Origin of the sequence: aff. Roholtiella sp. LEGE 12411 (assembly GCF_015206995.1) — a bacterium.
Lineage (GTDB): Bacteria > Cyanobacteriota > Cyanobacteriia > Cyanobacteriales > Nostocaceae > Komarekiella.
Window position 1 is genome coordinate 1 of record NZ_JADEXR010000099.1, and the last position, 21421, is coordinate 21421.

A 21421-nucleotide genomic window follows, 5' to 3' on the forward strand; every position below is an offset into this window, starting at 1 on the left:
CTTGGGATTGAACACAAATAATTATCGTGAATTCTTGTGTTGATGTACAGTCCCCTTATTCTTCGCGAGTTTTCATCGCGAATTTTCTTCCCTTCTCCCCCTCTTTTTGCAAAATTGGGATGCTCCCCTACAAAAGGCGATCGCTTAGCTGATGCTGATGAGAGTCACTGTTTGTAACCTCTGTTGATTGATCTCTTCGTTTCCTGACAATGCTACGAAAAACCCTCTGTGAACAGATGCACAAACTTATTTGAGCGTTGAAGCATCTGCCTATAGTTTTATCTTTCCAAGTAGTTTGTCGATAAGTAAGTCTATGGAGGGACTGACTATGGATTTGTTCTTAAAAAGTATCCTCCCTTTGTAGCAAACTGGTTATAATTGTCTTCCATCTCTCTCATAAATCAAATTTTAATCCGCACAGTGTTTATATGGGACACGCTCGTTCTAAATCTGACCTGCCCACAAAAATCTGTCCGGTATGTCAACGTCCTTTCACATGGCGTAAGAAATGGGAAGATTGCTGGGACGAAGTGAAATACTGTTCAGAACGTTGCCGTCGTCGTCGTTCTGAAATTACAGGGACTGGGAACTAGGGATTAGGATCTAGCCTTGGGAACTAAATTATTCCCAGTACTCAGTACCCAGTATCCAATCCCCAATACCCAATCCCTAGGAAACCAACCGCAAGTGAGACGCAAATAGCGCAACAGATAGATGAAGCTACAGGTGCAACCTAAATTAATTATTCATGGAGGGGCTGGTAGTTCTCTCCACGGGAAAGGGGGAATTGAGGTAGTGCGCCGATCGCTCCATACGGTAGTAGAGAAAGTCTATTCTCTTCTATTGTCTGGAGCAACTGCTTGCGAAGCAGTGGTGCAGGGGTGCTACATGCTAGAAGATGACTCCTGCTTTAATTCTGGCACTGGTTCAGTACTGCAATCTGATGGTCAAATCCGTATGAGTGCTTCCCTGATGGATGGCGCATTAGGGCGTTTTAGTGGCGTGATTAATATTTCACGTGTGAAAAATCCCATTGAGTTAGCGCAATTTTTACAAAATTCCCCAGATCGGGTGTTGTCAGATTACGGTTCAGCTGAGTTGGCGCGGGAAATGCAAATTCCCATTTATAACGCTTTAACTGATTTGCGGTTGCAAGAGTGGATACAGGAGCGCCAAGACAACTTTAAAAGTACTATGGCTGGTGTGGTAGCAGAACCAGAACTGGTAGAAACCAGTAATGCCCGACGTGGCACCATAGGGGTAGTAGCTTTAGATGGCTATGGTAAAATAGCCGCGGGCACTTCCACAGGTGGCAAAGGCTTTGAGCGGATTGGGCGGGTAAGTGATTCGGCTATGCCAGCAGGTAATTATGCTACTGGTCATGCTGGTGTCAGCTGCACTGGTATTGGGGAAGACATTATTGATGAGTGTTTAGCAGCACGAATTGTAGTGCGTGTTACTGATGGTATGTCCCTCAAGGATGCCATGCAGCGCTCATTTACGGAAGCGCACCAGAACAAGCGGGATTTGGGAGCGATCGCCTTAGATGCTAGTGGGGCGATCGCTTGGGGTAAAACCAGCCAAGTCTTACTCGCGGCTTACCACGACGGTATAGCCATAGGTGATACTTTGGAACTTCCTGAAAATTCAGAAGTTGGCTGTTTGTCTTAACTATCAGCCTGAAGCTATCAACTAGAATTTTTCGGTTGTTGGCTTTGGGCTGAACGTTTTTTTGATACCCAACCTGGTTTAATAACTTGATGCTCACGGGCAATTACTAAGCAATCATCAGAGACATCTTCTGTAACAGTTGAACCTGCTGCTACGTAGACATCGTTTCCCAAAGTTAGTGGTGCAACTAAGGTAGTATTAGAACCTGTACCAGTGCGATCGCCGATGATGGTACGGTTTTTATTAACGCCGTCATAGTTGGCGGTAATTGTACCCGCACCGATATTAACTTTATTGCCCGCAGTGGTATCGCCCAAATACGATAAATGCGCCACATTGGTGCGATCGCCTAACTGAGTATTTTTCAATTCTACAAAATTGCCCACACGGCAACCAGCACCCACTTGTGCATGACCGCGCAAATGTGTATAGGGGCCAATTCGGCTTCCTGCCTGTACAATGCTTTTCGTCACCACAGAATACTGGACAGTGACATTTTCACCAATCTGGCTATTTTCAATTAAAGTCCCAGGCCCAATGCGACTTCCAGTTTGAATTGTGGTATTTCCCCGCAGATGTGTTTGAGGTTCAATAATTACATCCGGCTGTAATTCCACCGTTTCATCAATAGTGATGCTTGTGGGGTCGATGAAGGTGACACCTGCCAGCATCCATTTTTCCTTAACTCGCCTTTGCAAAATATCGTATGCTGTTGCTAGTTGCAGGCGATCGTTGATACCAAGAATTTCCTGGTAATCTTCCACATCGACTGCCATGACTTTTCCAACTTGAGTGACAGCATCGGTAAGATAATATTCCTTTTGAGCATTATTTGCCTGGAGATGGGGTAGCACTTGTGCCAAATCCTGCCACCGGAAGCAGTAAACTCCAGCGTTGATGCGGCTATTTTGTCTTTGGGCGGTAGTACAATCCTTATGTTCGATGATTTGCTCCACAAGATTTTCATTGTTACAAAAAACGCGCCCGTAACCTGTGGGATCACTCAGGTGCGAGGTGAGAATAGTGGCAGCGTTTTGATTTTCTTGATGAGTTTGTAACAGTTGGTTGAGGGTTTCAGTGCGTACTAAAGGCAAATCGCCATTTAGCACCAGCAAATCCCCAGTGTAACCCTCTAAACAAGGAAGTAATTGCTGAATTGCATGACCAGTGCCCAGTTGCACAGTCTGTTCAATAAACTCCAAGGCGGGGATTTTATGCATGGCGGCTTTGACTTCCTCGGCTTGATACCCCACAATCACTATCCGCCGTGAGGGCGAAAGCGGTTCTACACTTTCGATAACTCTCTCTACTAGCGATCGCCCACCCAAAGAATGTAAAACTTTGGGTAAGTTTGATTTCATCCGTGTGCCGCGTCCTGCCGCTAGAATTGCTACAACTGCCATAATTAGCTATCAGCTATCAGTAAAATTGTGATGAATGCTCTTAGTACTTTGAGATTTAGGCTCAAATCATACCAGCTAATTGTCAAAGACCGAAATATCAAAATAGTCCCTGACTCCCACCTCATAGCTACTCTTAATCCTGCCAACAGTGAATAAACTCTGTAAACTCCTGCATTAGTAAAGGATTGCGCCAACCCGAATCAGTTTCTTCTTGCATTACTAAGAGTGCTTCTTCTGAAGTAAAAGCTTTTTTATAAGGTCGTTCGCTGGTTAGGGCGTCGTAAATATCAATTAACTGAAATACTTGTGCCAATAAGGGAATGCTATCTCCCTTGAGTCTATCAGGGTAGCCTGAGCCATCCCAGCGCTCATGGTGATGACGAATGATCGGAATTACACCCCGCATACTGCGTAGTGGTTGGCAAATTCTTTCCCCAATCAAAACGTGCTGTCTCATAATCTCCCAATCTTCGGGGGTTAGTTTACCTTTTTTCAGCAACACCGCGTCGGGAATACCCACTTTGCCAATATCGTGAAGATAACCACCCCACATCAAATCTCGAATTTGGTAACGCGAGAGATTGAGGTATTCACCAAAAGCTTGTCCTAATTTGACCAGTCGTTCGCAGTGGTCGCCTGTATTGGGATCACGACTTTCAATCGACATGGCAATAGAAAACAGTACTTGTTCCGCGTGGTCTAGGTCTTCATTCAAACGCTTCTGCCGTACTAAGGATTTAACACGCGCCGCCAATTCCACACGGTCAAAGGGTTTGGTAAGAAAATCATCAGCCCCAACTTCAATTCCCCGGATGCGCGATCGCCTGTCATTTAACGCTGTAATAAAAATTACTGGGATTAGCCTGGTCTGCTCATCCTGCTTGAGCAACTGGCAAACTTCAAATCCATCCATTCCCGGCATCATCACATCCAGCAAAATCAGATCCGGTTGTTTTTGTGTTACTAACTCTACAACAATATAACCACTATCTGCCTCAATCACTTCGTACCCTTCCATAGCCAATAAGGCAACAGCAGTCATGCGACTAGCAGCATGGTCGTCAACTACTAAAACTTTTGGTGCCTCTAAGTCAAAGCTATTCACTTTAAAACCCTTGGCTTGCAGCGTTCTAGATACCAATGAATCATCACCACGATTAACATCAGCTTTGATCCAAGAAGACTCTGCTTGGGTAACTTCAAGCACAAGGTCTTCTTTAGATAAGCCCAAGGAATAACCTTCTACATTTTGCAATTCTACGGCGTGATTTGAACCGATACTCTTCACTTTACTTAGGGTGTTCGACCCACTAAAAATTTGTTCGGTAGAGCCTGTATGGTTGGATTTCCATTGAATCATAAAGGCACTCCAATTTTCTGGAAAAAGTTAACAGCATCAAATTTCAAAAAAAAAGTTTAGTTTTTGACTGTATTTAAGCCAGTATTTCCATAAAGGTTATATATCATAACTATTACTCGTTTAATCTATATAATTAGGCATCATAGCTCTTGTCGACTTTCTTCTATGATCGACGCTGCGCGTAGCTTGCCTGTTCAAGGGGGTACACAAGAGAATGTGCAATTTAAAAGTGCGACAGTTGATAAAACTGCTTAACCGAGTCCTTCACAGCATGTGTTTTTTATATTATGAGAACCAGGACAATATTGCTGTCTAATTTTTCGGCTATAAATTCCAGTATGATAAATTCGCGCAAATGTTAAATCCGGTTTTTTACGGATATCGATTAACATAGCAGCGCTAGAAAATCTTGTAATGGCTCACTTTATGTTGAAGTATCAGAGTTTAATTTTAAAGTTTTTATAGCAATAATAAATATATAAGTATTTTTACGCAAATTAGGATAATTAAATGTTATTGTCTTAGTAAGTACTAGCCTCAATTCTAAATTTATTTTATGTTATGAAAAATCATTGCCTAACTATCAGGACACTTAAACGGTCATTACGTATGTAATTATACATATTTTATGATTTGATCATAGAGAAGCGGCTTGTAATTGTGATGCCTGTTCAACTATGAACTAGTGCCTACAATTCACAACAGCCATCTTTTTCGCCAATGAGAAGTAGGTTCCAAAGATGAGGCTTGTTGCTCTTGTTGTCGCCGCATTACTATAACTTCAGCAGAATCGTTTAATTCGCGATCGCGGTAGGGAATAGCAGCACGAGTTAACAAATGTTCTTTTTCTGCTTGAGAGAGTTGGTAAGAGGAGGGGGAGAGGGGAAATTCCAATGTTTCTCTTTTTTCTTTATTATGGGCTGCTACTGTACCAGGCGATCGCCTTCCCACTGGTGGGGTAGAACCTATCTGTAAATTAGCTGCCAATAATGCCGTGCGTACAGCAGCAGCACAGGAATAAGTGGCTAGTAAACCGTCTTCATGTAAACACAATGACAGTTGTTTAATAAATTCAACAGTCCATAATTGAGGACATTGAGGTGGTGAAAACGGATCGAGAAAAATAGCATCTGCTCGGAAACCTGACTGATGTACCAATGCAATCGAGCTTCTAGCATCACCAATTATTAGTGTTGCTTTCAAGCAAGCAGTTTGCACTTGATGCTCGAAAGCTAGTTGAGTCAAAATTTCAGTATGGTTGCAGTTCCAATTATCAAATAAGTGATGGGCGATCGCCGCTTTTGGCACAGACGGATTCAGTTCCAAACCAATTACTTCAACATAGCAACTAGGATTAACTGCCCAAATTGTCTGTAAAGCGGCGGCTGTGTTGTATCCTAGACCATAACAAACATCGAATAGCCGCAAAACAGGTTTATGGGCAACTGTAGCCAGTTGAGTGGGAACTACAAACTTGAAAAAACTTTCCTGCTTGGCTCCATAATGGCTATGAAAAGATTCGCCAAACTCTTTGGAAGTAAAAGTAAATGAACCATCTGCTGTAAGCTGAGGTGTAAAATTTTCTAAGTCTGACATCTTACAAAAAACTGAATATTGACTAATACCCCATGCCCCATGCCCCATATCCCATGCCCCATACCCCATGCCCCATTCCCAATTTGTTGTTTCGCCGACGTGGCTGTTTGAACATCTTGAAGATCCGCAAGTAGTCATTGTGGATTGTCGCTTTTCTCTAGCCGATCCACAATTAGGACAACAACAGTACCAAGCAAGTCATATAAAGAATTCTTATTATCTAGATTTGAATCAAGATCTTTCCAGCCTCGTAGGTAAGCACGGTGGGAGACATCCTTTACCTAACCCCAATGATATAGCTAAAAAATTATCGGCGATTGGGGTAAATTCCCAAAAAACTTTAGTTGTAGCTTATGATGATTCGCGCTTTGCCTTCGCGGCTCGTCTGTGGTGGCTGTTGCGCTATCTAGGACATGAGCAAGTAGCTGTACTAGATGGAGGCTTTACTGGATGGCAAAAAGCTAGCTATCCCATCACAGATATACTTCCTACTCCCCGAATGGGTACATTCGTAGCTCAAGCACAAATAGACAAGGTAGTAGATTTTACAGCCGTAAAAAATCGCAAAGATAGGCCAGAGGTAGTATTGGTAGACTCAAGAGAGAGCGATCGCTATCGAGGCGAACGAGAGCCAATTGATCAAATTGCTGGTCATATTCCCGGTGCAGTTAACTATCCCTGGCAAGAAATTACAGACTCTTCCGGTTACTTACTTTCCCAACCAGAGCAACGCCGTCGGTGGGAGCAGTTAGAAACAGCCGGTGAAATTTTGGTCTATTGCGGTTCTGGTGTAACCGCTTGTGTAAATTTACTTTCTTTGGAACTAGCTGGCATTAGCAAAGGTAAACTTTATGCTGGCAGCTGGAGCGATTGGATTAGTTATATGTAGTCCTTTGTCCTTGGTCATTTATGACCAATTTAAAACCGACCTAACTCCAAATTGTAATTGAGACTAAAGAACCAACCATTAAAATCAACATTTTGGGCGGTAGAATTACCTAATGTAACTCCAGCCTGGACATTCATATTTATGAAGTCGGAGATTTGGTAATTCAAATGACCAAATAACCGATGAAATTGGTCTTCTCGCTGGCGTTGTGTAAAGTCTGAGTAATTAAATTGGTAATCAAGACCAACCTGAAGAGGTTTTTGTAAGTAGTAGTTCAAAGAAACCCAAAAAGAATTGATTACGCGATTACGGCTTTCGGGGTTAGCAAAATTCACACTCAATTCATAAAAGCTATCTAGCACCAATCTTGAAGTTAGCAGATCTCGTCGTCCCAAAGACAGTTGTAGGGAATTTTCGCCTAAGAAGCGATCGCCATTGGTGGCGTAAAATAACTGTTGATTAGTCCAACTAACTTTTCCAAACATTCCCTGCGATAGCTGCTGGGAAATACTGAGATTTAATCTTACCTGGTTGTTATTGTATTGTGATTTATCTATGTAACGAATTAGATTGCCATCAATTGAGCCATTTAAATAAGTCTTAGATCCTAAGGGTAAATACGTAGAGGCTAGCGTTAGTCCAGAAAAAATAAACCCATCTTCTATTGGAAGATCATTAGAGGAAAAAATATTACTTGTTTGAAAGTAGCTAACACGACCCTGTAAATATCCTATAGGTTTAAACTGAGCTACAGGCAGTTCTGTTGGTGGAAGTGGCAGTTGTTCTAGGGGTCGTGGCCGCAGCCGTAGACCCAATTCGCGATCGCTATTAGACTCAAGAGGTGGCGGTTTTTGCTCTTGCAGTATTTGCCAGAGCCTCTCTAGTCTTTCAGACTCATTGATCTCAGGAGCATTTAATATTTGCTCTATTGAGTCAGAAGAAGCAGGGAAGTTGCTTGGCTGCACTTCTAGCTGTGGCAATTCATCCTGCTCTTGACTACCTCCGAGGTTTTCTGTTGGTGCTGTTTGAGCAGTTTCTGGTGTCTGCTGTGTCAGATTTGACGGTATCTCCGAGTATAAATTCTGTGACTCATTAGAGTGCTTGCAAAAAGAGTTAATTATCTCTTGTTCCAACTTATGGCATGGTTGATGAATTTTTGTGTTGTCTAAAGACGTTATGTTCGGTGCCAGATCATTTTTATGATGACGCAATATTATATCTGTATTTGCTAATTCTGCCGCATCTACCCTCATGCAATAAAAGTTTCCACCGCTGGACGCTAACAAAATCCAAAAAAACAAATTTTTCCAGACCTTAAGTTGCATCTTTGAAGGTGTTGATCGCATCTGGCAAGTGTAGACCCCCAAGTTGCACCGGAAGTTCCAACTTACAAGATCAAATTTCTGCCTAACTTCAGTGAAATTTATTCGCCAGTGAGTCACCTCATACAGCCTCTCAACAACTTCTTGTCATACATATCCCATTACCGCATGGCTGAGGTAATTAGAAGGATTATCTGTAAGGTACTCTTAATTTAACTATTGATATTAAGTACCAACTATAAAATCTTCCGCAGGCTTTAGTTATATACTACGCCAGTTTTAAAATAAAAACTTAAATAAACTAAACATATAGGACTTACGCACTGTACAAATTGATTATCTTGTGTATCAACGAAAATACGTCGTTCAGGCTTTTATAAATTATCCTTGGATAAATAGCGATCGCCTAAAAGGGATCGAAAAATCAAGGATTAATCCCTAGAATCCGTAAGCTATATTTGGGTTTTCCTGTCAATGCGTAAGTCCTAACATAGTGTATTTATTGTCTATTTCATCTATTAAATGTACACTAAAATGCAGATAAAATTATCTAATAAAACTTGTTCAAACACTGATCATCTGTTTAAACCTTTAACATCAGAATCTATGATTAACTTGTTTCATATCAGAGGATGTCTGAGAAGTCAAAAATTTCATGTTTAATGGAGCGATAGCGTAATGAAGCATCTCAAAATAGAGACTATTCCTTACGCTTTGCAAAGCATCTGAATGACAAAATACACTTTTACCATGCTTTTCAGACATCCTCTCAGTTGAAATTCACGAGTTCCTAAACAAACTATGTTTCATAAATCGTTTCCACTGTTAATTATTGGTTTATGGGGAATCGTAGTGCTGCCTTTCTCAAATCGGGCAAGTGCTACAACTCCTTTGACACGAGCTGAAATTCAGAATCTCCGCAACTTAGTACAACTGATACCCAAAAATAACCTCAATAAGCGTCCTGCACGCAAATTAGATGCAATGATTCCTGGGGATGGACTGTCAACTGGTCGAGCTTCCCTAGTAGACCTGCGTTTCAATGATGGGTCTTTGGCACGGATTGGGGAACAGGCAGTATTTCAATTTTTGCCGAAGACTCGCGATTTTAGACTCACAAACGGTACTGTACTGTTGCTCATTCCACCCGGAAGAGGGCAAACGCGTATACAAACACCGAGTGCAGCAGCAGCAATTCGTGGTTCAGCATTATTTATGCGCTACAACCAAAAAACAGACACCACAATTGTGGGTGCGCTGACAAATAGCGGCATTAAAGTTTTTAACAAGGAAGCTTCTCAAACTCAGGTGCTGGAAGCAGGGCAGATGATGGTTATAGTTAAGGGTAAATTTCAAAGCTTATATGATTTTGATCTAAGAAATTTTTATGAAACGAGCGAGCTGGTTCGAGAACTTGATTTGAATAGGCAAAATCCAACGCCTACGGCTGATTTTGCGCTTACTAGTGTTCAGAACGAAACTGCTGCGGCTTTGAAAGCACAGCCACCCATAACAGGCGAGGGAGTGATTGAAAATCCCTCTTTTATGCAGTTAACTCCTAGTCCTTCAAATTCGCCGATTAAAGACGTTACCACAAACAATTCCTCAGCAAACTCCTTAGAGAAAACAGGACAAGCCTCGACGAATACGGAAATGCAAGACGTAACTACTAATACTAGTAATGTAAATACTCAAGAAAATAACGTTGGTGTTGATTCTAGTAGAACTCTAACAACACCTCAAAACTCCTCAGCAGAAAACCTGACAAACCAAAACCCGCCAAATAACACATCGCGCGTTAAAAATCCAACAGATAATACACCAGTCGAGAAGCCAACAGACAGCACACCACCCATGGAGAAGCCAACAGACAGCACACCACCCATGGAGAAGCCAACAGACAGCACACCACCCATGGAGAAGCCAACAGACAGCACACCACCCATGGAGAAGCCAACAGACAGCACACTACCCATGGAGAAGCCAATAGACAGCACACTACCCATGGAGAAGCCAATAGACAGCACACTACCCATGGAGAAGCCAATAGACAGCACACTACCCATGGAGAAGCCAATAGACAGCACACTACCCATGGAGAAGCCAATCGACATCACACCACCGGTCGAGAACCCAATCGACATCACACCACCGGTCGAGAACCCAATCGACTCTCCAAACCCATAAAACTGCTAATCTAATGTGAGTTTACGAGATGCCCAAGACCCAGAAATCTTTAATAGACCTCTTGCAAAAGTCTCTAACCTCTAAGCGCTTTTCGGGAGAGGAAAATTTGATGTAAGTAAAAGGCGGGGTGGGGTTCTTATTTTTGATTAATGAAGCGATTATAAAAATTAGTGTAGACGTATAGCAGTGAGGCAGTGCTGCGATCGCAAAGCTAAATATTCGTATTTAAATTTTCAGATAACACGAGATATTCATTGAACTCATCACCAGATTTTAGAAAAACTGCTAAATCTGAGTAATGAAATCTAACAATCACTAACCAGTTATCTCCCCATCCTTCACTCGTTCACTTCCCTGTTTTTCTGGCAACAGGGATTTTCACTAGGTATTTTTTCCTACTTTTGTGGTGTTTTTGGTGAAAAAACTACCCTAAAACTACAAAAAATCCTGAAATCTATATAAATTAATGGTTTCATCTATCCACTAAAGGCTACAACACCTTAGAATGATTCATTGAAAAGTCGAGCCGATGGGATTCACAGCGATTTTGAGTAAAAGTACTCCCAAAGGATGATTTTTGTATTTCTCCGAACAGAGATTTTAGTAAAGATGTATCAAGGTACATCCGTAGAAAATCTCAAATAAACCTCAAGGAGTCTGATATGAACAAAGGTGAATTAGTTGATGCCGTAGCTGAAAAAGCTAGTGTTACCAAGAAACAAGCCGATGCAGTCTTAACAGCCGCTTTAGAAACGATCATCGAAGCTGTTTCCTCTGGCGATAAAGTGACGCTGGTTGGATTCGGCTCCTTTGAATCGCGGGAACGTAAAGCCCGTGAAGGTCGGAATCCCAAAACAAATGAAAAAATGGAAATTCCGGCGACGAAAGTGCCTGCCTTCTCGGCAGGAAAGCTGTTTAGAGAAAGGGTAGCACCCCCAAAATCATAGGTTCTGTCTTCGGGAACCTTTTTTTGATGCAGCAACCAGCACACGGGGGAAATTTAGCCTGGGCAGCAGCACTGGCTGGCTGTCCCCGTGATGCTATTCTGGATTTTTCTGCTAGTATCAGCCCGTTGGGGCCGCCAAATAGCGCGATCGCTGCTATTCAGTCCCAATTTGGTAATCTTAGGCACTATCCAGACCCAAATTACAGTGAACTGAGACTAGCTCTCAGTCACTTCCATCAACTGCCGCCTGAGTGGATTCTGCCGGGCAATGGCTCAGCAGAATTACTTACTTTAGCAGGTAATGAATTGGCGCAAGCTGTAACAATATTGCTCACTCCAGCCTTTGGCGACTACTACCGAACCCTGGTAGCGCATAATGCTAAAGTTCTGGAGTGTCCTTTGTCATTAGTCATGAGTAATTTGTCATTGATTGCTGACAGACAAAAGACAAAGGACAGAGGACTGTTACTGAACAACCCGCACAACCCAACGGGGAAGCTATTTTCGCGCGACTCCATTTTGCCCTACCTGGAGCAGTTCGCTTTGGTAGTGGTGGATGAAGCGTTTATGGATTTTTTGCCTCCCGATGAGGAACAAAGTCTGATTTCTGTAGTGCAGGAATATGCGAATTTAGTAATATTGCGATCGCTGACGAAATTCTACAGCCTTCCAGGACTGCGACTAGGATATGCGATCGCTCACCCCGACCGTTTATCTAAATGGCAGCTATGGCGCGACCCCTGGCCTGTAAACACGCTGGCGGCTGCGGCTGCAATTGCCGCAATCCAGGATACGGAATTTCAACGGCAAACCTGGGCATGGCTACCACCTGCACGAAGCCAACTCTTTCAGGGTTTAGCCTCAATTTCAGGATTGCATCCCCAAGAAAGTGCTGTTAATTTTTTACTGGTTGAATCAAAACAGTCCACTTCGCAGTTACAGCAGCAATTACTTAAGCATCACCAGATTTTAATCCGCGATTGTCTTAGTTTTAAAGAACTAGGCGATCGCTTTTTCCGGGTTGCTGTACGTTCTGAGTCCGATAACCAGCGCTTACTAACAGCACTACAGTTAGTACTGTTAGCGTAGCGGGCCTTTTAGCCCGTGCTGAGTTTTTTGTCAGTTGATAGGGGCACGGTAGTGCCCCTATTGTTAATTGTGGTTAAGCTAAAACACATTTAAATTGCACAATCATTCATGAGGGGTGTCATGCGTCATTTGTGATTGGTCGAAAGTATTTATAAAGGACGTATGACAAATAATTAATGACGGTCTTAGCCAGTGAATGTGTAACTTAGACGCACATTAGCTTATTTCTTATTTTCCAATGACCAATGACCAATGACCAATGACCAATGACCAATGACTATTGACTACGATGTCGTAATTATCGGCGGCAGTCTTGCTGGACACTATGCCGCTCTTGCTGCAACCCAACTACGCGCCACGGTTGCCTTGGTAGAATCTAGAGTAAATTACGGGTTTATTTATCATCAAGCTATTAAAGAAATTAGCAACCTCGCGCAGAATAAGAGTGATGTAGCTGGTTCTAATATTTATGCCACATACGCTAATAGCTCACGAACATGCGACAGACATGTGACATGGCAAGAAGCAATGCTGTATGCTCACAGCGTTGTCTCAAATATCCAAGAACAGAATTCTCCAGCCATCCTAGCCGCGCAAGGCGTTGATGTCATCGTTGGTAGTGGTCAATTTCAATCCTCACCTGAACTGGCTTTTGTCATCAACAACCGGCCATTACGCGCACGCACCTATTTGCTGGCTAGTGGTTCCCATCCGGCAATTCCAGAAATTGATGGATTGCAATCTACTGGCTACCTTACCCTATCTGATATTTGGCAATCCCTAAACAAAAGGACGTTACCTAAGAATTGGGTAATTATTGGCGGTATTCCCCAAAGTATTGAAATAGCTCAGACTTTAGCACGGTTAGGTTGTAGCGTCACGTTGGTAGTCAAATATCCCTATATTTTGCCTCATATTGATCCCGAAATAGCTGTACTACTTCAAGCACAATTGGAAGTTGATGGCGTGCGCGTGCTCACGGAAAAATTAGTAACTCACGTCAGGCGAATTGAAGATAAAAAATGGGTACAAGCAGGAGATAAAGCGATTGAAACCGATGAGATTTTAGTAGCGACTGGACAGCAACCAAATATTGAATCCCTAAATTTGGCAACAGTAGGTGTGAAATGGCATCAACGTAGTTTAGTGGTAAATGATAAACTACAAACCACTAATCACCGCATTTACGCTTGTGGTGATGTAATTGGTGGTTATGACTTTGCCAATATCGCCAATTGTGAAGCGGAAATTGCCCTGAAAAATGCCCTCTTCTTTCCTAGATTTCGAGTCAATTATCGATGCATTCCTTGGGGAATATTTTCTCAGCCGATGCTGGCGCAAGTAGGTTTGACAGAGGCGCAAGCAAAACGCCAGTTTAATCAAGATAAAGTTTTAGTTTTGCGACAATATTTTAAAACAGTGGCAGCAGCCCAACTGCGTGACGAAATCACTGGTATCTGTAAATTAATTGTGCTGCGTAACGGTGAAATTTTAGGAGCTTCAATATTGGGGGCTGAATCTGGGGAGTTAATTAATTTGATTGCCTTGGCAATATCCCAAAAAATTCTGGTTAAGCATTTAGCAAATTTATCTCCCGTCTATCCTAGTTTCTCAGAAATTTTGGAACAAACTGCAAGAGAGTGGAGTAAGCAAGCCCTAAGTAGCAATACCGATTTGCAAGAGTTTCTAGAAGGTTTCTTCTATTTCCGTCGCAATTGGAATTTTTGACACTCCCCACGGCTTCTAGCCGTGGGATTCTTGCTTCACAGGGATTCCATTGAATGTTGCAGCAATTTCAGCTTTGCGACGACTATCCCCCAACTCGGCATCTCTCCATTGTTCAACTGCCCAATTCTGGAGGTCTGTGAAATTTTCCAACTTCATACCCTGACCCTACTACACCGCTTCTTCACTTTAAAAGATGTTGGTAATGACAAGGGGGGTAAAAGCGTGAATTTTTTATGCTCAAAGCCTCATAGTTGTAAATCTAAAATATATCTTCTCTGCTCCCCATGCTCCCCTACTCCCTCTTCCCCTCCTAATTTAGTCCCAGTTGTTCTTTCAACGCTTCTGGCACATTAACCGCTGTCTCTAATCCCAGTACCCCTTCCCATTGCTGCTTTTCACCCCAAGTCATTTCTTGTAGATTGGCGTCGCTGAGGTCAGCACCACTAAGAATGGCGTAGCTAAGGTTGCTGTAGCTGAGATCTGCACCATTGAGGATAGCACCGCTGAGATTACTCCCACAGAAATTGGTATTATTAAGGTTGGCATAGCTGAGGTCTGTACCAAAAAGTACAGCGTCGGAGAGATCAGCACCGCTGAGGTCGGCGTCGTTGAGAGTCACTCTGCTGAGGTCTACGCCGCTGAGGTCAGCGCCTAAAAACATTGCGCCGTTGAGTCTGGCGTTGTTGAGCTTGGCACCGTTGAGTTTAGCGTAGCTGAGGTCTGCGGCGACAAGGATGGCCTCGCTGAGGTTGGTACTAAAAAGAATTGTGTCACTGAGATTAGTGCCGTTGAGAATAGCGTGAGATAGATCAGCGCCGCTCAGGTCGGCGCGGCAAAGATCAGCATGGGTAAGGTTAACGCTGATCAGGTTGGCGTCACTGAGATTGGCACCGAACAGGATAGTGTTGCTGAGGTCGGCGCGACTGAGTTCGCTATTTTTGAGGTTGGCGCTGCTGAGGTCAGCGTGACTGAGGTTGGCACGAGTAAGGTTGGCGCTGCTGAGGTCAGCGTGGCTGAGATTGGCACGAGTAAGGTTAGCACCGCTGAAATTAGCACCACTGAGGTTAGTACTGCCGAGATCAGTACGGCTGAGGTTGGCACGAGTAAGGTTAGCACCGCTAAAATTAGCATCACCGAGGTTAGCACCGCTAAGGTTGGCACTACTAAAGTTGACGCCAGTTAGGTTGGCATCACCTAGATAAGCATCGCTAAGGTCAGCACTGCTAAAGTTGACGCCAGTTAGATTGGCATCACCCAGGTAAGCACCTCTAAAGTTACCACCTCTGAGAAATTCCCCAACAATAGTACTAAAATTGCCAATTTCCAGGGCATCACTATAGTTAATAATCCGAAGTAATTGGGATGTGAAAAAATTTTCTGTATCTGGTTTAGCAGATGGATAAAAATTAATTTGTTGCTTTAGTTCATCTCGCCCTTGTGCGTAGCGATGTAACTCTAACAGTAAAATCAGTACGTTCAGCCCTGTATATATATCTACTTGTCTTAGTCCGATAGCAATGTTCTGTGCTGCCAGGTTTAACATTTTCTTCTGAGGCAGATTATATTCCGGCGCAGCGTCAATAAATTCTCCTTGACACCAGCGATGATAAAAATCTTCTAGCCGCTGGAAAAGCATTTTCAGGCAATTTTTTTGGCTCGCTGCGAGGAATTCGATTAATTGTTCGACTATTTCTAGTTTTAGCGCTCCACTGCCTAGTAAATCGTAAATCTCTTCATGCCGCTGGCGATCGCCTAGATCTCCTCCAGGCGAATTCTCGTATGGCAGTGTGTCAGGCTTCAAAGTCAAGCTGTTGCCTGATATTGTCCATTCTTCCAAGCTTTTTTGCAGTTTTTGAAACCATACATAATCCTGCAAATTATCTGGAGCAAATTTAACGCTTTTGTCTAATTCTTTAATTATTTTTCCTAGAGGCACAGCCGCTTCGGCTTCTAGAGATGTTGTCTTTGGCATCTCTTTTAACCTTGAACCCCTTACATAATTTCTCAACAGCTTCCAGATTTGAGATAAATATGTCGACATTTTGTGTTTATAGATACTAGGATATTACGGTTTCAACAAAACTTGCATGAAAATTTTCTTTTGCCAGACTGCCTTTCAGTCAAAAATGCATTTGTAAAATCAAGACCAAGTATCTAAAGAATAGTACGTTCATCAAAAAAGTTACCGGAGGCTAAGAGTGGCGTGTAAGATGACATCTCGCTAACCTTGAGGAACCTTACGCTTTTCTCCCAAAAAGACAAAAGTGTCAGATCTAAAACTCTTTTATTTCTGGAAAAACTCTAACATTTTGCTTAAGTTGCTCTACTTTTGTTCCAGCATCTTCACTAGTCTGATGCAAAAATAATACGTACTGTTTGTTACAGACGTAGTTATTAGGAAGAATACTACAGTAAAACAGTTCAAAAAAGTTGAGAATTAGCAATTAAAACTAAACTAAAATGTTAGTTGCTTGATACCTGGCTGCTAAAGAGATTTTCAAGTTCGATCAATTAGCAGAGACAAGACCAGGTAGCTTTGCATAAATTAAAGATTAACTAGTCATAGTTGTCAGGGATGGATTAGATGAACAGACTAACCTTTTGTATAATTTTGTTACATGGTTTGTTTTTAGGAATAGCAACCACTAGCGCCAAGTCACCGCCTGTAAATGGAGTCGAGCAGAAGGTGGGTACTGAGGTAACTCAGAATTTCCATATAGATGGGCGTCGTCCGACTTCTGCCATCATGGGAATTAAAAACAGTCGGGAGGCGTCATCTTCAAACACCAATGTCTACCAGAAACTGAGATTGCCATTAGACCAAGTTTGGGTGGTTAATCAGAACAAAAATGCACAGCGCCAACCTTTTATTTGGGTAGTTAAAGATATTAAAAAAGCAGAGCAGCAACCATTTTTGCAAGTACAAAAAACCCCATATCAGCTGAATGAAAAGCCTACTTCTAATGTTAAACCACCAAAAAAGGACGACTTAGAACCATTTGATGAAGTAGTCAAAGACACTAAAAAGTCGGGGGGGCTGTTCACCCTTTATCGTAATCAAGAGAAGAATAAAATTTATCTAGAAATTCAACCACAGCAACTGAATAAAAATTACCTAGCTACAGCCACCTTAGAATCGGGCATTGGAGAAAGAGGTATCTATAGTGGGATGCCTTTGCAAGATTTTTTGTTTTATTTCCAACGAGTAGGTAATAACTTACACTTTGTCGTTCGCAATGTCAATTTTCGTACTCGTGATGGAGATCCCCAAGCGCGATCGCTTGCGCGGTCTTTTAGTGACTCTGTTCTCTATACCATCGCAATTAAAAGTATTCATCCAGAGCGCAAAACTATTCTTATTGACTTAGGAGATTTGCTACTCACAGACTTAGCTGGATTATCTGTAAGTTTGGGATTACCCAAAAGCACAGACAAGTCTTATTTTGGCACTGCTAAAGTCTTCCCGCAAAACTTAGAAATTGAGTCGGTTTTAAATTTCTCCAGTAGCGGTACTGGTCGGGAGAATGAAATGCAGAATTTTGCAGCCCTGCCTGACAGCCGTGGCTTCACCCTCCGTGTTCATTACAGTCTCTCCCAACTACCTGACAAAAGTTACCGACCGCGTTTGGCTGACGAACGTGTCGGCTATTTCATCACCGCTTACCAAGACTTATCTAATGACGATCGCGGCGATCCCTTTGTCCGCTATATCAATCGCTGGGATTTGGAAAAACAAGATCCCAAAGCAGCAATTTCGCCACCAAAAAAACCCATTGTCTTTTGGATTGATAATGCTGTGCCCTTCCAGTATCGCGATGCGATTAAAGAAGGAGTACTGATGTGGAACAAAGCCTTTTTGAAAGCAGGATTTAAGGATGCAATTGAAGTGCGCCAAATGCCAGATGACGCCAGATGGGACCCAGCAGATATCCGCTACAACACGATTCGCTGGATTAATACGGTAGATGGATACTTTGCGCTAGGGCCATCCCGCGTTAATCCGTTGACTGGAGAAATTTTGGATGCAGATATTCTAGTAGATGGTAGCTTTGTGCGGGCACTGAAGAATGATTATCGCAAAATTGTGCAACCCAGCCAAGTTGAGAATCGCACTTCTTTATCAGCATTGATGCAAAATCGCCTACTTTGCGCCAGCGGTTTAAATGCCAAAGACAGCAATTCCCAGCAGATACCAGAGAAACAACAGTTGTTAAATCATTTATCTAAACTAGCAGGCGAATACGATCTATGCTATGGCATGGAAGCTGCTAACCAGTATGCTTTTGGTTCACTGGCGATGTCACTGCTGCAAGCTACTGTACCTAATCAAGATCAGCTTAAAGAATATACCAATCAATACTTACGTTTAATCATCGCTCACGAAGTTGGACATACCCTTGGTTTACGCCATAACTTCCGTGGTAGTACCCTGCTACCAGCAAATGAGATGAATAATACCGAAATTACTCGCACCAGAGGTTTAACAGCATCGGTGATGGACTACATTCCCCCAAACATCGCTCCTCAAGGTACAAAACAGGGAGATTATTTTCCTACCATGGTGGGGTTGTATGATGAATGGGCTATTAAGTACGGCTATACACAAATTCAGGCAGCATCTCCCATAGCAGAAAAGCCCATTTTGGAAGAAATTGCTCAACAATCCCACAAGCCTGAGTTAAGTTATTCCACAGATGAGGATGTGTATGACCTCGACCCAACTGCCGATGCTTGGGACAACAGTGCCGATGTATTACTTTATTCACAGTGGCAGTTAAATAATTCTCGTGTGATGTGGGAGCGTCTAAACCAGCGTTATCCAATGGATGGAGAGAGTTACAGCGATTTGAGCGAACGTTTCAGCACGGTATTAGGTAATTATTTTCAGCAAGTATATTATACAAGTAAGCATATTGGTGGACAGTCTTTTTACCGAGTTAAGGCAAGCGAAACGCCATCCGGTACGCTAGCCAATCGCCGTTTACCATTTGTACCAGTGCCAGTTGCACAACAACGGCAAGCATTAGAGACGCTACAAAAATACGTATTTGCAGAGGATGGGCTTAACTTTGCACCAGAACTGTTAAATAAATTAGCACCTTCACGTTGGCGACATTGGGGTAGCAATCCTCTGGTTGGTCGTTTGGATTATCCAATTCATGACTCGGTTTTGTTGATGCAAAGTGCACTATTGCGAGATTTACTTTCTCGCGATCGCCTCTCTCGTCTCAAAGATATCGAACTCAAAACGCAGCCAGGAGAAGCCCTGACTTTGCCTGAATTATTTAATACTTTACAAACAGGTGTTTGGACGGAAGTACTAAAACCAACAGGCAAACCGCTAAAGATTGCTAGTTTGCGCCGAGGCTTACAGCGTGAGTACTTGAACATTTTGACTGCTATGGTGCTGCGGAAAGAATATGTACCTGAAGATGCTCGCACTCTTGCTTGGTATAAACTCAGACAATTAGACGACGAACTTAAGCAGGTGAATTCCAACGATGAATACACCAAAGCGCACATCCTAGAAACACGCGATCGCATCGAAAAAGTCTTAAATGCCCCGTTGCAAGGGAATTGATACGGGAATCGGGGAGTGGAAGAACAATTTTGAATTGTTATTTCCCCTCTCCTGATCCTCCTTTTCCACCAGCACTTTGGCAAAATATATTTAGAATGCCCACACAGGCTGAGAAAAGATTTGATGTCAGCTAAGTAGTTTATGACGTAGAAACGGAGGAAATTACCCGATGGCAGATTTAAATAAATATCGAGAGTGTATTCGGCAATTAATTACAGAATATGTCCAGCGTGTCGCATCTAATAATGAAATTGAACCTCAAACAATTTTTGACGTAGAAAAAGATCATTATCAACTGATATATATTGGTTGGCAAAATAAACGTAGGGTTTTTGGCCCTGTAATGCATTTTGATATCAAAGACGGTAAGATTTGGATTCAGTGGAATGGTACAGAAGAGGATGTAGGTGAGCAACTAGTAGCGATGGGAGTACCAAAACACGATATTGTAGTTGGGTTTCATCCGCCATATATCCGGCAGTATACAGATTATGCTGTTAGTTAAAGATTGAAGAAGTTTGTCTAATAAAGAGTAGAGATTAGCCGAGTTCGGATAGCAATGAGCCGTCAGAGGAGAAAGGTTTTATGATCGTTGTTCATCATCTCAACAACTCGCGATCGCAGCGCGTGCTATGGCTGCTTGAGGAATTAGGTATCGAATACGAGATCAAGTACTACGAACGCGATGCCAAAACGATGCTAGCACCAGCATCGCTGCGCCAAATTCATCCGCTTGGCAAGTCACCAGTGATCACAGATGCAGATCTAGCGATCGCTGAGTCGGGCGCTATCATCGAATACATAATAGATCGCTACGGTAATAGTCGGCTAGTCCCGCCATCAGGTACACCGGAGCGTCTGCATTACACGTATTGGCTGCATTACGCCGAAGGGTCTGCAATGCCACCGCTAGTGATGAACCTCATCTTCAACCGTTTTGGGATAGCGGACAGCAGCGCGATGGACGCATTTATTGCGCCCCAAATTAAGCTTCACTTTGACTACATAGAAGGCGAACTTGGTAAGAGTACGTGGTTTGCAGGCGAAGAATTCACCGCCGCCGATATCCAAATGAGCTTTCCTCTCGAAATGGTTGCCACGCTTCCCGAACAAATCAAGATTCGACCAAAGATCAAGGAATTTGTAGAGCGCATCCATGCAAGGCCTGCTTACAAACGCGCTCTCGAACGTGGAGGCAAATACGACTTCGCTAACAGCATTCCATAATTCTCGTATCCAGGTCAATCGTTCCAACCAGACGAGTGACAGATTAAATCAAGTGAGCTTCTAATGAAAAACTTCACCCACAAGGGGGTGGAGTTTTTGGGCATAGGTAATTCGGGGCCCTCTCTGGGGAACTCGGGGCCCCCTTTGGGGATTAGGGGCGAAGGGGCAATGGGGCACTTGTACTGAGCAACTCGTGCCGAGCAAAGCTTAGGTAAGCCGTTGGCGCAGCCTCTCGTAGAGAAGTATGGGGCATGGCAAAGAAGCTACCAATGCCCAATGCCCAATGCCCAACGCCCAATGCCCAATGCCCAATGCCTAATGCCCAATGCCCAATGCCCAATGCCCAATGCCCAATGCCCAATGCCCAATGCCCAATGCCCAATGCCCAATGCCCAATGCCCACAAAGGGATGTGTTTCCCGT

17 protein-coding genes are annotated in these 21421 nt (G+C 43.0%); 10 read left to right on the forward strand and 7 right to left on the reverse strand.

The annotated features are described in order from the left end of the window. Positions 1–428: 428 nt before the first annotated feature. Together IQ246_RS19755 and IQ246_RS19760 are read left to right on the forward strand one after the other, a co-directional pair. Positions 429–593 (forward strand): DUF2256 domain-containing protein, encoded by a 165-nt coding sequence (locus IQ246_RS19755; protein ID WP_194005040.1) that lies wholly within the window; start codon positions 429–431, stop codon positions 591–593. Positions 594–714: 121 nt separating this feature from the next. Next, a complete protein-coding gene (locus IQ246_RS19760) occupies positions 715–1671 on the forward strand; it encodes an isoaspartyl peptidase/L-asparaginase (protein WP_194005041.1) in 957 nt (318 codons plus the stop codon). 17 nt (positions 1672–1688) lie between these two features. On the opposite strand, the gene glmU is transcribed toward IQ246_RS19760, so the two are convergent. From glmU to IQ246_RS19775, 3 genes are all read right to left on the reverse strand, one after another. Beyond that, the gene (gene glmU, locus IQ246_RS19765) at positions 1689–3074 is read right to left on the reverse strand and encodes a bifunctional UDP-N-acetylglucosamine diphosphorylase/glucosamine-1-phosphate N-acetyltransferase GlmU (RefSeq protein WP_194005042.1); all 1386 of its coding nucleotides are present in this window, start codon (positions 3072–3074) and stop codon (positions 1689–1691) included. Between the two features lie 133 nt (positions 3075–3207). Continuing rightward, complete coding sequence (locus tag IQ246_RS19770) at positions 3208–4434, reverse strand: two-component system response regulator (RefSeq protein WP_194005043.1); 1227 nt, start codon at positions 4432–4434, stop codon at positions 3208–3210. Between the two features lie 696 nt (positions 4435–5130). Then, positions 5131–6030: a tRNA (5-methylaminomethyl-2-thiouridine)(34)-methyltransferase MnmD gene (locus IQ246_RS19775; protein ID WP_194005054.1), complete on the reverse strand. Its 900-nt coding sequence runs from the start codon at positions 6028–6030 to the stop codon at positions 5131–5133. A gap of 67 nt (positions 6031–6097) precedes the next feature. Between IQ246_RS19775 and IQ246_RS19780 the strand changes: the two genes are divergently transcribed. Beyond that, positions 6098–6919: a sulfurtransferase gene (locus tag IQ246_RS19780; protein WP_194005044.1), complete on the forward strand. Its 822-nt coding sequence runs from the start codon at positions 6098–6100 to the stop codon at positions 6917–6919. A 29-nt stretch (positions 6920–6948) separates the two neighbouring features. Here the strand turns inward: IQ246_RS19780 and IQ246_RS19785 are convergent, their stop codons facing one another. Further along, positions 6949–8244, reverse strand: coding sequence for a hypothetical protein (locus tag IQ246_RS19785; RefSeq protein ID WP_194005045.1), 1296 nt, complete (start codon positions 8242–8244; stop codon positions 6949–6951). Positions 8245–9042: 798 nt separating this feature from the next. Here IQ246_RS19785 and IQ246_RS19790 point away from each other — a divergent pair. The 4 genes from IQ246_RS19790 to IQ246_RS19805 all read left to right on the forward strand — a co-directional run bounded on the left by IQ246_RS19790 (position 9043) and on the right by IQ246_RS19805 (position 14191). After that, on the forward strand, positions 9043–10428 hold the full coding sequence (locus IQ246_RS19790; RefSeq protein WP_194005046.1) for a FecR family protein: 1386 nt from the start codon (positions 9043–9045) through the stop codon (positions 10426–10428). Positions 10429–11090: 662 nt separating this feature from the next. Beyond that, the gene (locus IQ246_RS19795; protein WP_015111786.1) at positions 11091–11375 is read left to right on the forward strand and encodes an HU family DNA-binding protein; all 285 of its coding nucleotides are present in this window, start codon (positions 11091–11093) and stop codon (positions 11373–11375) included. A gap of 26 nt (positions 11376–11401) precedes the next feature. Beyond that, positions 11402–12463 (forward strand): threonine-phosphate decarboxylase CobD, encoded by a 1062-nt coding sequence (gene cobD / locus IQ246_RS19800; RefSeq protein WP_194005047.1) that lies wholly within the window; start codon positions 11402–11404, stop codon positions 12461–12463. A gap of 273 nt (positions 12464–12736) precedes the next feature. Further along, positions 12737–14191, forward strand: a complete 1455-nt coding sequence (locus IQ246_RS19805) for an NAD(P)/FAD-dependent oxidoreductase (RefSeq protein ID WP_194005048.1) — start codon at positions 12737–12739, stop codon at positions 14189–14191. A gap of 15 nt (positions 14192–14206) precedes the next feature. Here IQ246_RS19805 and IQ246_RS19810 read toward each other — a convergent pair whose 3' ends face one another. Both IQ246_RS19810 and IQ246_RS19815 read right to left on the reverse strand, forming a co-directional pair. Further along, the gene (locus IQ246_RS19810) at positions 14207–14347 is read right to left on the reverse strand and encodes a hypothetical protein (protein ID WP_194005049.1); all 141 of its coding nucleotides are present in this window, start codon (positions 14345–14347) and stop codon (positions 14207–14209) included. 154 nt (positions 14348–14501) lie between these two features. Then, positions 14502–16232: a pentapeptide repeat-containing protein gene (locus IQ246_RS19815; protein ID WP_194005050.1), complete on the reverse strand. Its 1731-nt coding sequence runs from the start codon at positions 16230–16232 to the stop codon at positions 14502–14504. A gap of 543 nt (positions 16233–16775) precedes the next feature. Here IQ246_RS19815 and IQ246_RS19820 point away from each other — a divergent pair. The 3 genes from IQ246_RS19820 (at position 16776) to IQ246_RS19830 (ending at position 20999) form a co-directional block, all read left to right on the forward strand. Then, positions 16776–19772 carry a zinc-dependent metalloprotease gene (locus IQ246_RS19820; protein WP_194005051.1) on the forward strand — a complete coding sequence of 999 codons (2997 nt, stop codon included), beginning with the start codon at positions 16776–16778 and terminating at the stop codon, positions 19770–19772. Between the two features lie 169 nt (positions 19773–19941). Further along, positions 19942–20277 (forward strand): XisI protein, encoded by a 336-nt coding sequence (locus IQ246_RS19825; RefSeq protein WP_194005052.1) that lies wholly within the window; start codon positions 19942–19944, stop codon positions 20275–20277. 80 nt (positions 20278–20357) lie between these two features. Continuing rightward, positions 20358–20999, forward strand: coding sequence for a glutathione S-transferase family protein (locus tag IQ246_RS19830; protein ID WP_194005053.1), 642 nt, complete (start codon positions 20358–20360; stop codon positions 20997–20999). A gap of 151 nt (positions 21000–21150) precedes the next feature. Here IQ246_RS19830 and IQ246_RS19835 read toward each other — a convergent pair whose 3' ends face one another. Then, positions 21151–21381: a hypothetical protein gene (locus tag IQ246_RS19835; protein ID WP_194005055.1), complete on the reverse strand. Its 231-nt coding sequence runs from the start codon at positions 21379–21381 to the stop codon at positions 21151–21153. Positions 21382–21421 lie beyond the last annotated feature (40 nt).

Excerpts from the sequence above, each read along its gene's own strand:
- IQ246_RS19755 (WP_194005040.1), top strand. The coding sequence starts at position 429 with ATGGGACACGCTCGTTCTAAATCTGACCTGCCCACAAAAATCTGTCCG.
- IQ246_RS19760 (WP_194005041.1), top strand. The coding sequence starts at position 715 with ATGAAGCTACAGGTGCAACCTAAATTAATTATTCATGGAGGGGCTGGT.
- glmU (WP_194005042.1), bottom strand. The coding sequence starts at position 3,074 with ATGGCAGTTGTAGCAATTCTAGCGGCAGGACGCGGCACACGGATGAAA.
- IQ246_RS19770 (WP_194005043.1), bottom strand. The coding sequence starts at position 4,434 with ATGATTCAATGGAAATCCAACCATACAGGCTCTACCGAACAAATTTTT.
- IQ246_RS19775 (WP_194005054.1), bottom strand. The coding sequence starts at position 6,030 with ATGTCAGACTTAGAAAATTTTACACCTCAGCTTACAGCAGATGGTTCA.
- IQ246_RS19780 (WP_194005044.1), top strand. The coding sequence starts at position 6,098 with ATGCCCCATTCCCAATTTGTTGTTTCGCCGACGTGGCTGTTTGAACAT.
- IQ246_RS19785 (WP_194005045.1), bottom strand. The coding sequence starts at position 8,244 with ATGCAACTTAAGGTCTGGAAAAATTTGTTTTTTTGGATTTTGTTAGCG.
- IQ246_RS19790 (WP_194005046.1), top strand. The coding sequence starts at position 9,043 with ATGTTTCATAAATCGTTTCCACTGTTAATTATTGGTTTATGGGGAATC.
- IQ246_RS19795 (WP_015111786.1), top strand. The coding sequence starts at position 11,091 with ATGAACAAAGGTGAATTAGTTGATGCCGTAGCTGAAAAAGCTAGTGTT.
- cobD (WP_194005047.1), top strand. The coding sequence starts at position 11,402 with ATGCAGCAACCAGCACACGGGGGAAATTTAGCCTGGGCAGCAGCACTG.
- IQ246_RS19805 (WP_194005048.1), top strand. The coding sequence starts at position 12,737 with ATGACTATTGACTACGATGTCGTAATTATCGGCGGCAGTCTTGCTGGA.
- IQ246_RS19810 (WP_194005049.1), bottom strand. The coding sequence starts at position 14,347 with ATGAAGTTGGAAAATTTCACAGACCTCCAGAATTGGGCAGTTGAACAA.
- IQ246_RS19815 (WP_194005050.1), bottom strand. The coding sequence starts at position 16,232 with ATGTCGACATATTTATCTCAAATCTGGAAGCTGTTGAGAAATTATGTA.
- IQ246_RS19820 (WP_194005051.1), top strand. The coding sequence starts at position 16,776 with ATGAACAGACTAACCTTTTGTATAATTTTGTTACATGGTTTGTTTTTA.
- IQ246_RS19825 (WP_194005052.1), top strand. The coding sequence starts at position 19,942 with ATGGCAGATTTAAATAAATATCGAGAGTGTATTCGGCAATTAATTACA.
- IQ246_RS19830 (WP_194005053.1), top strand. The coding sequence starts at position 20,358 with ATGATCGTTGTTCATCATCTCAACAACTCGCGATCGCAGCGCGTGCTA.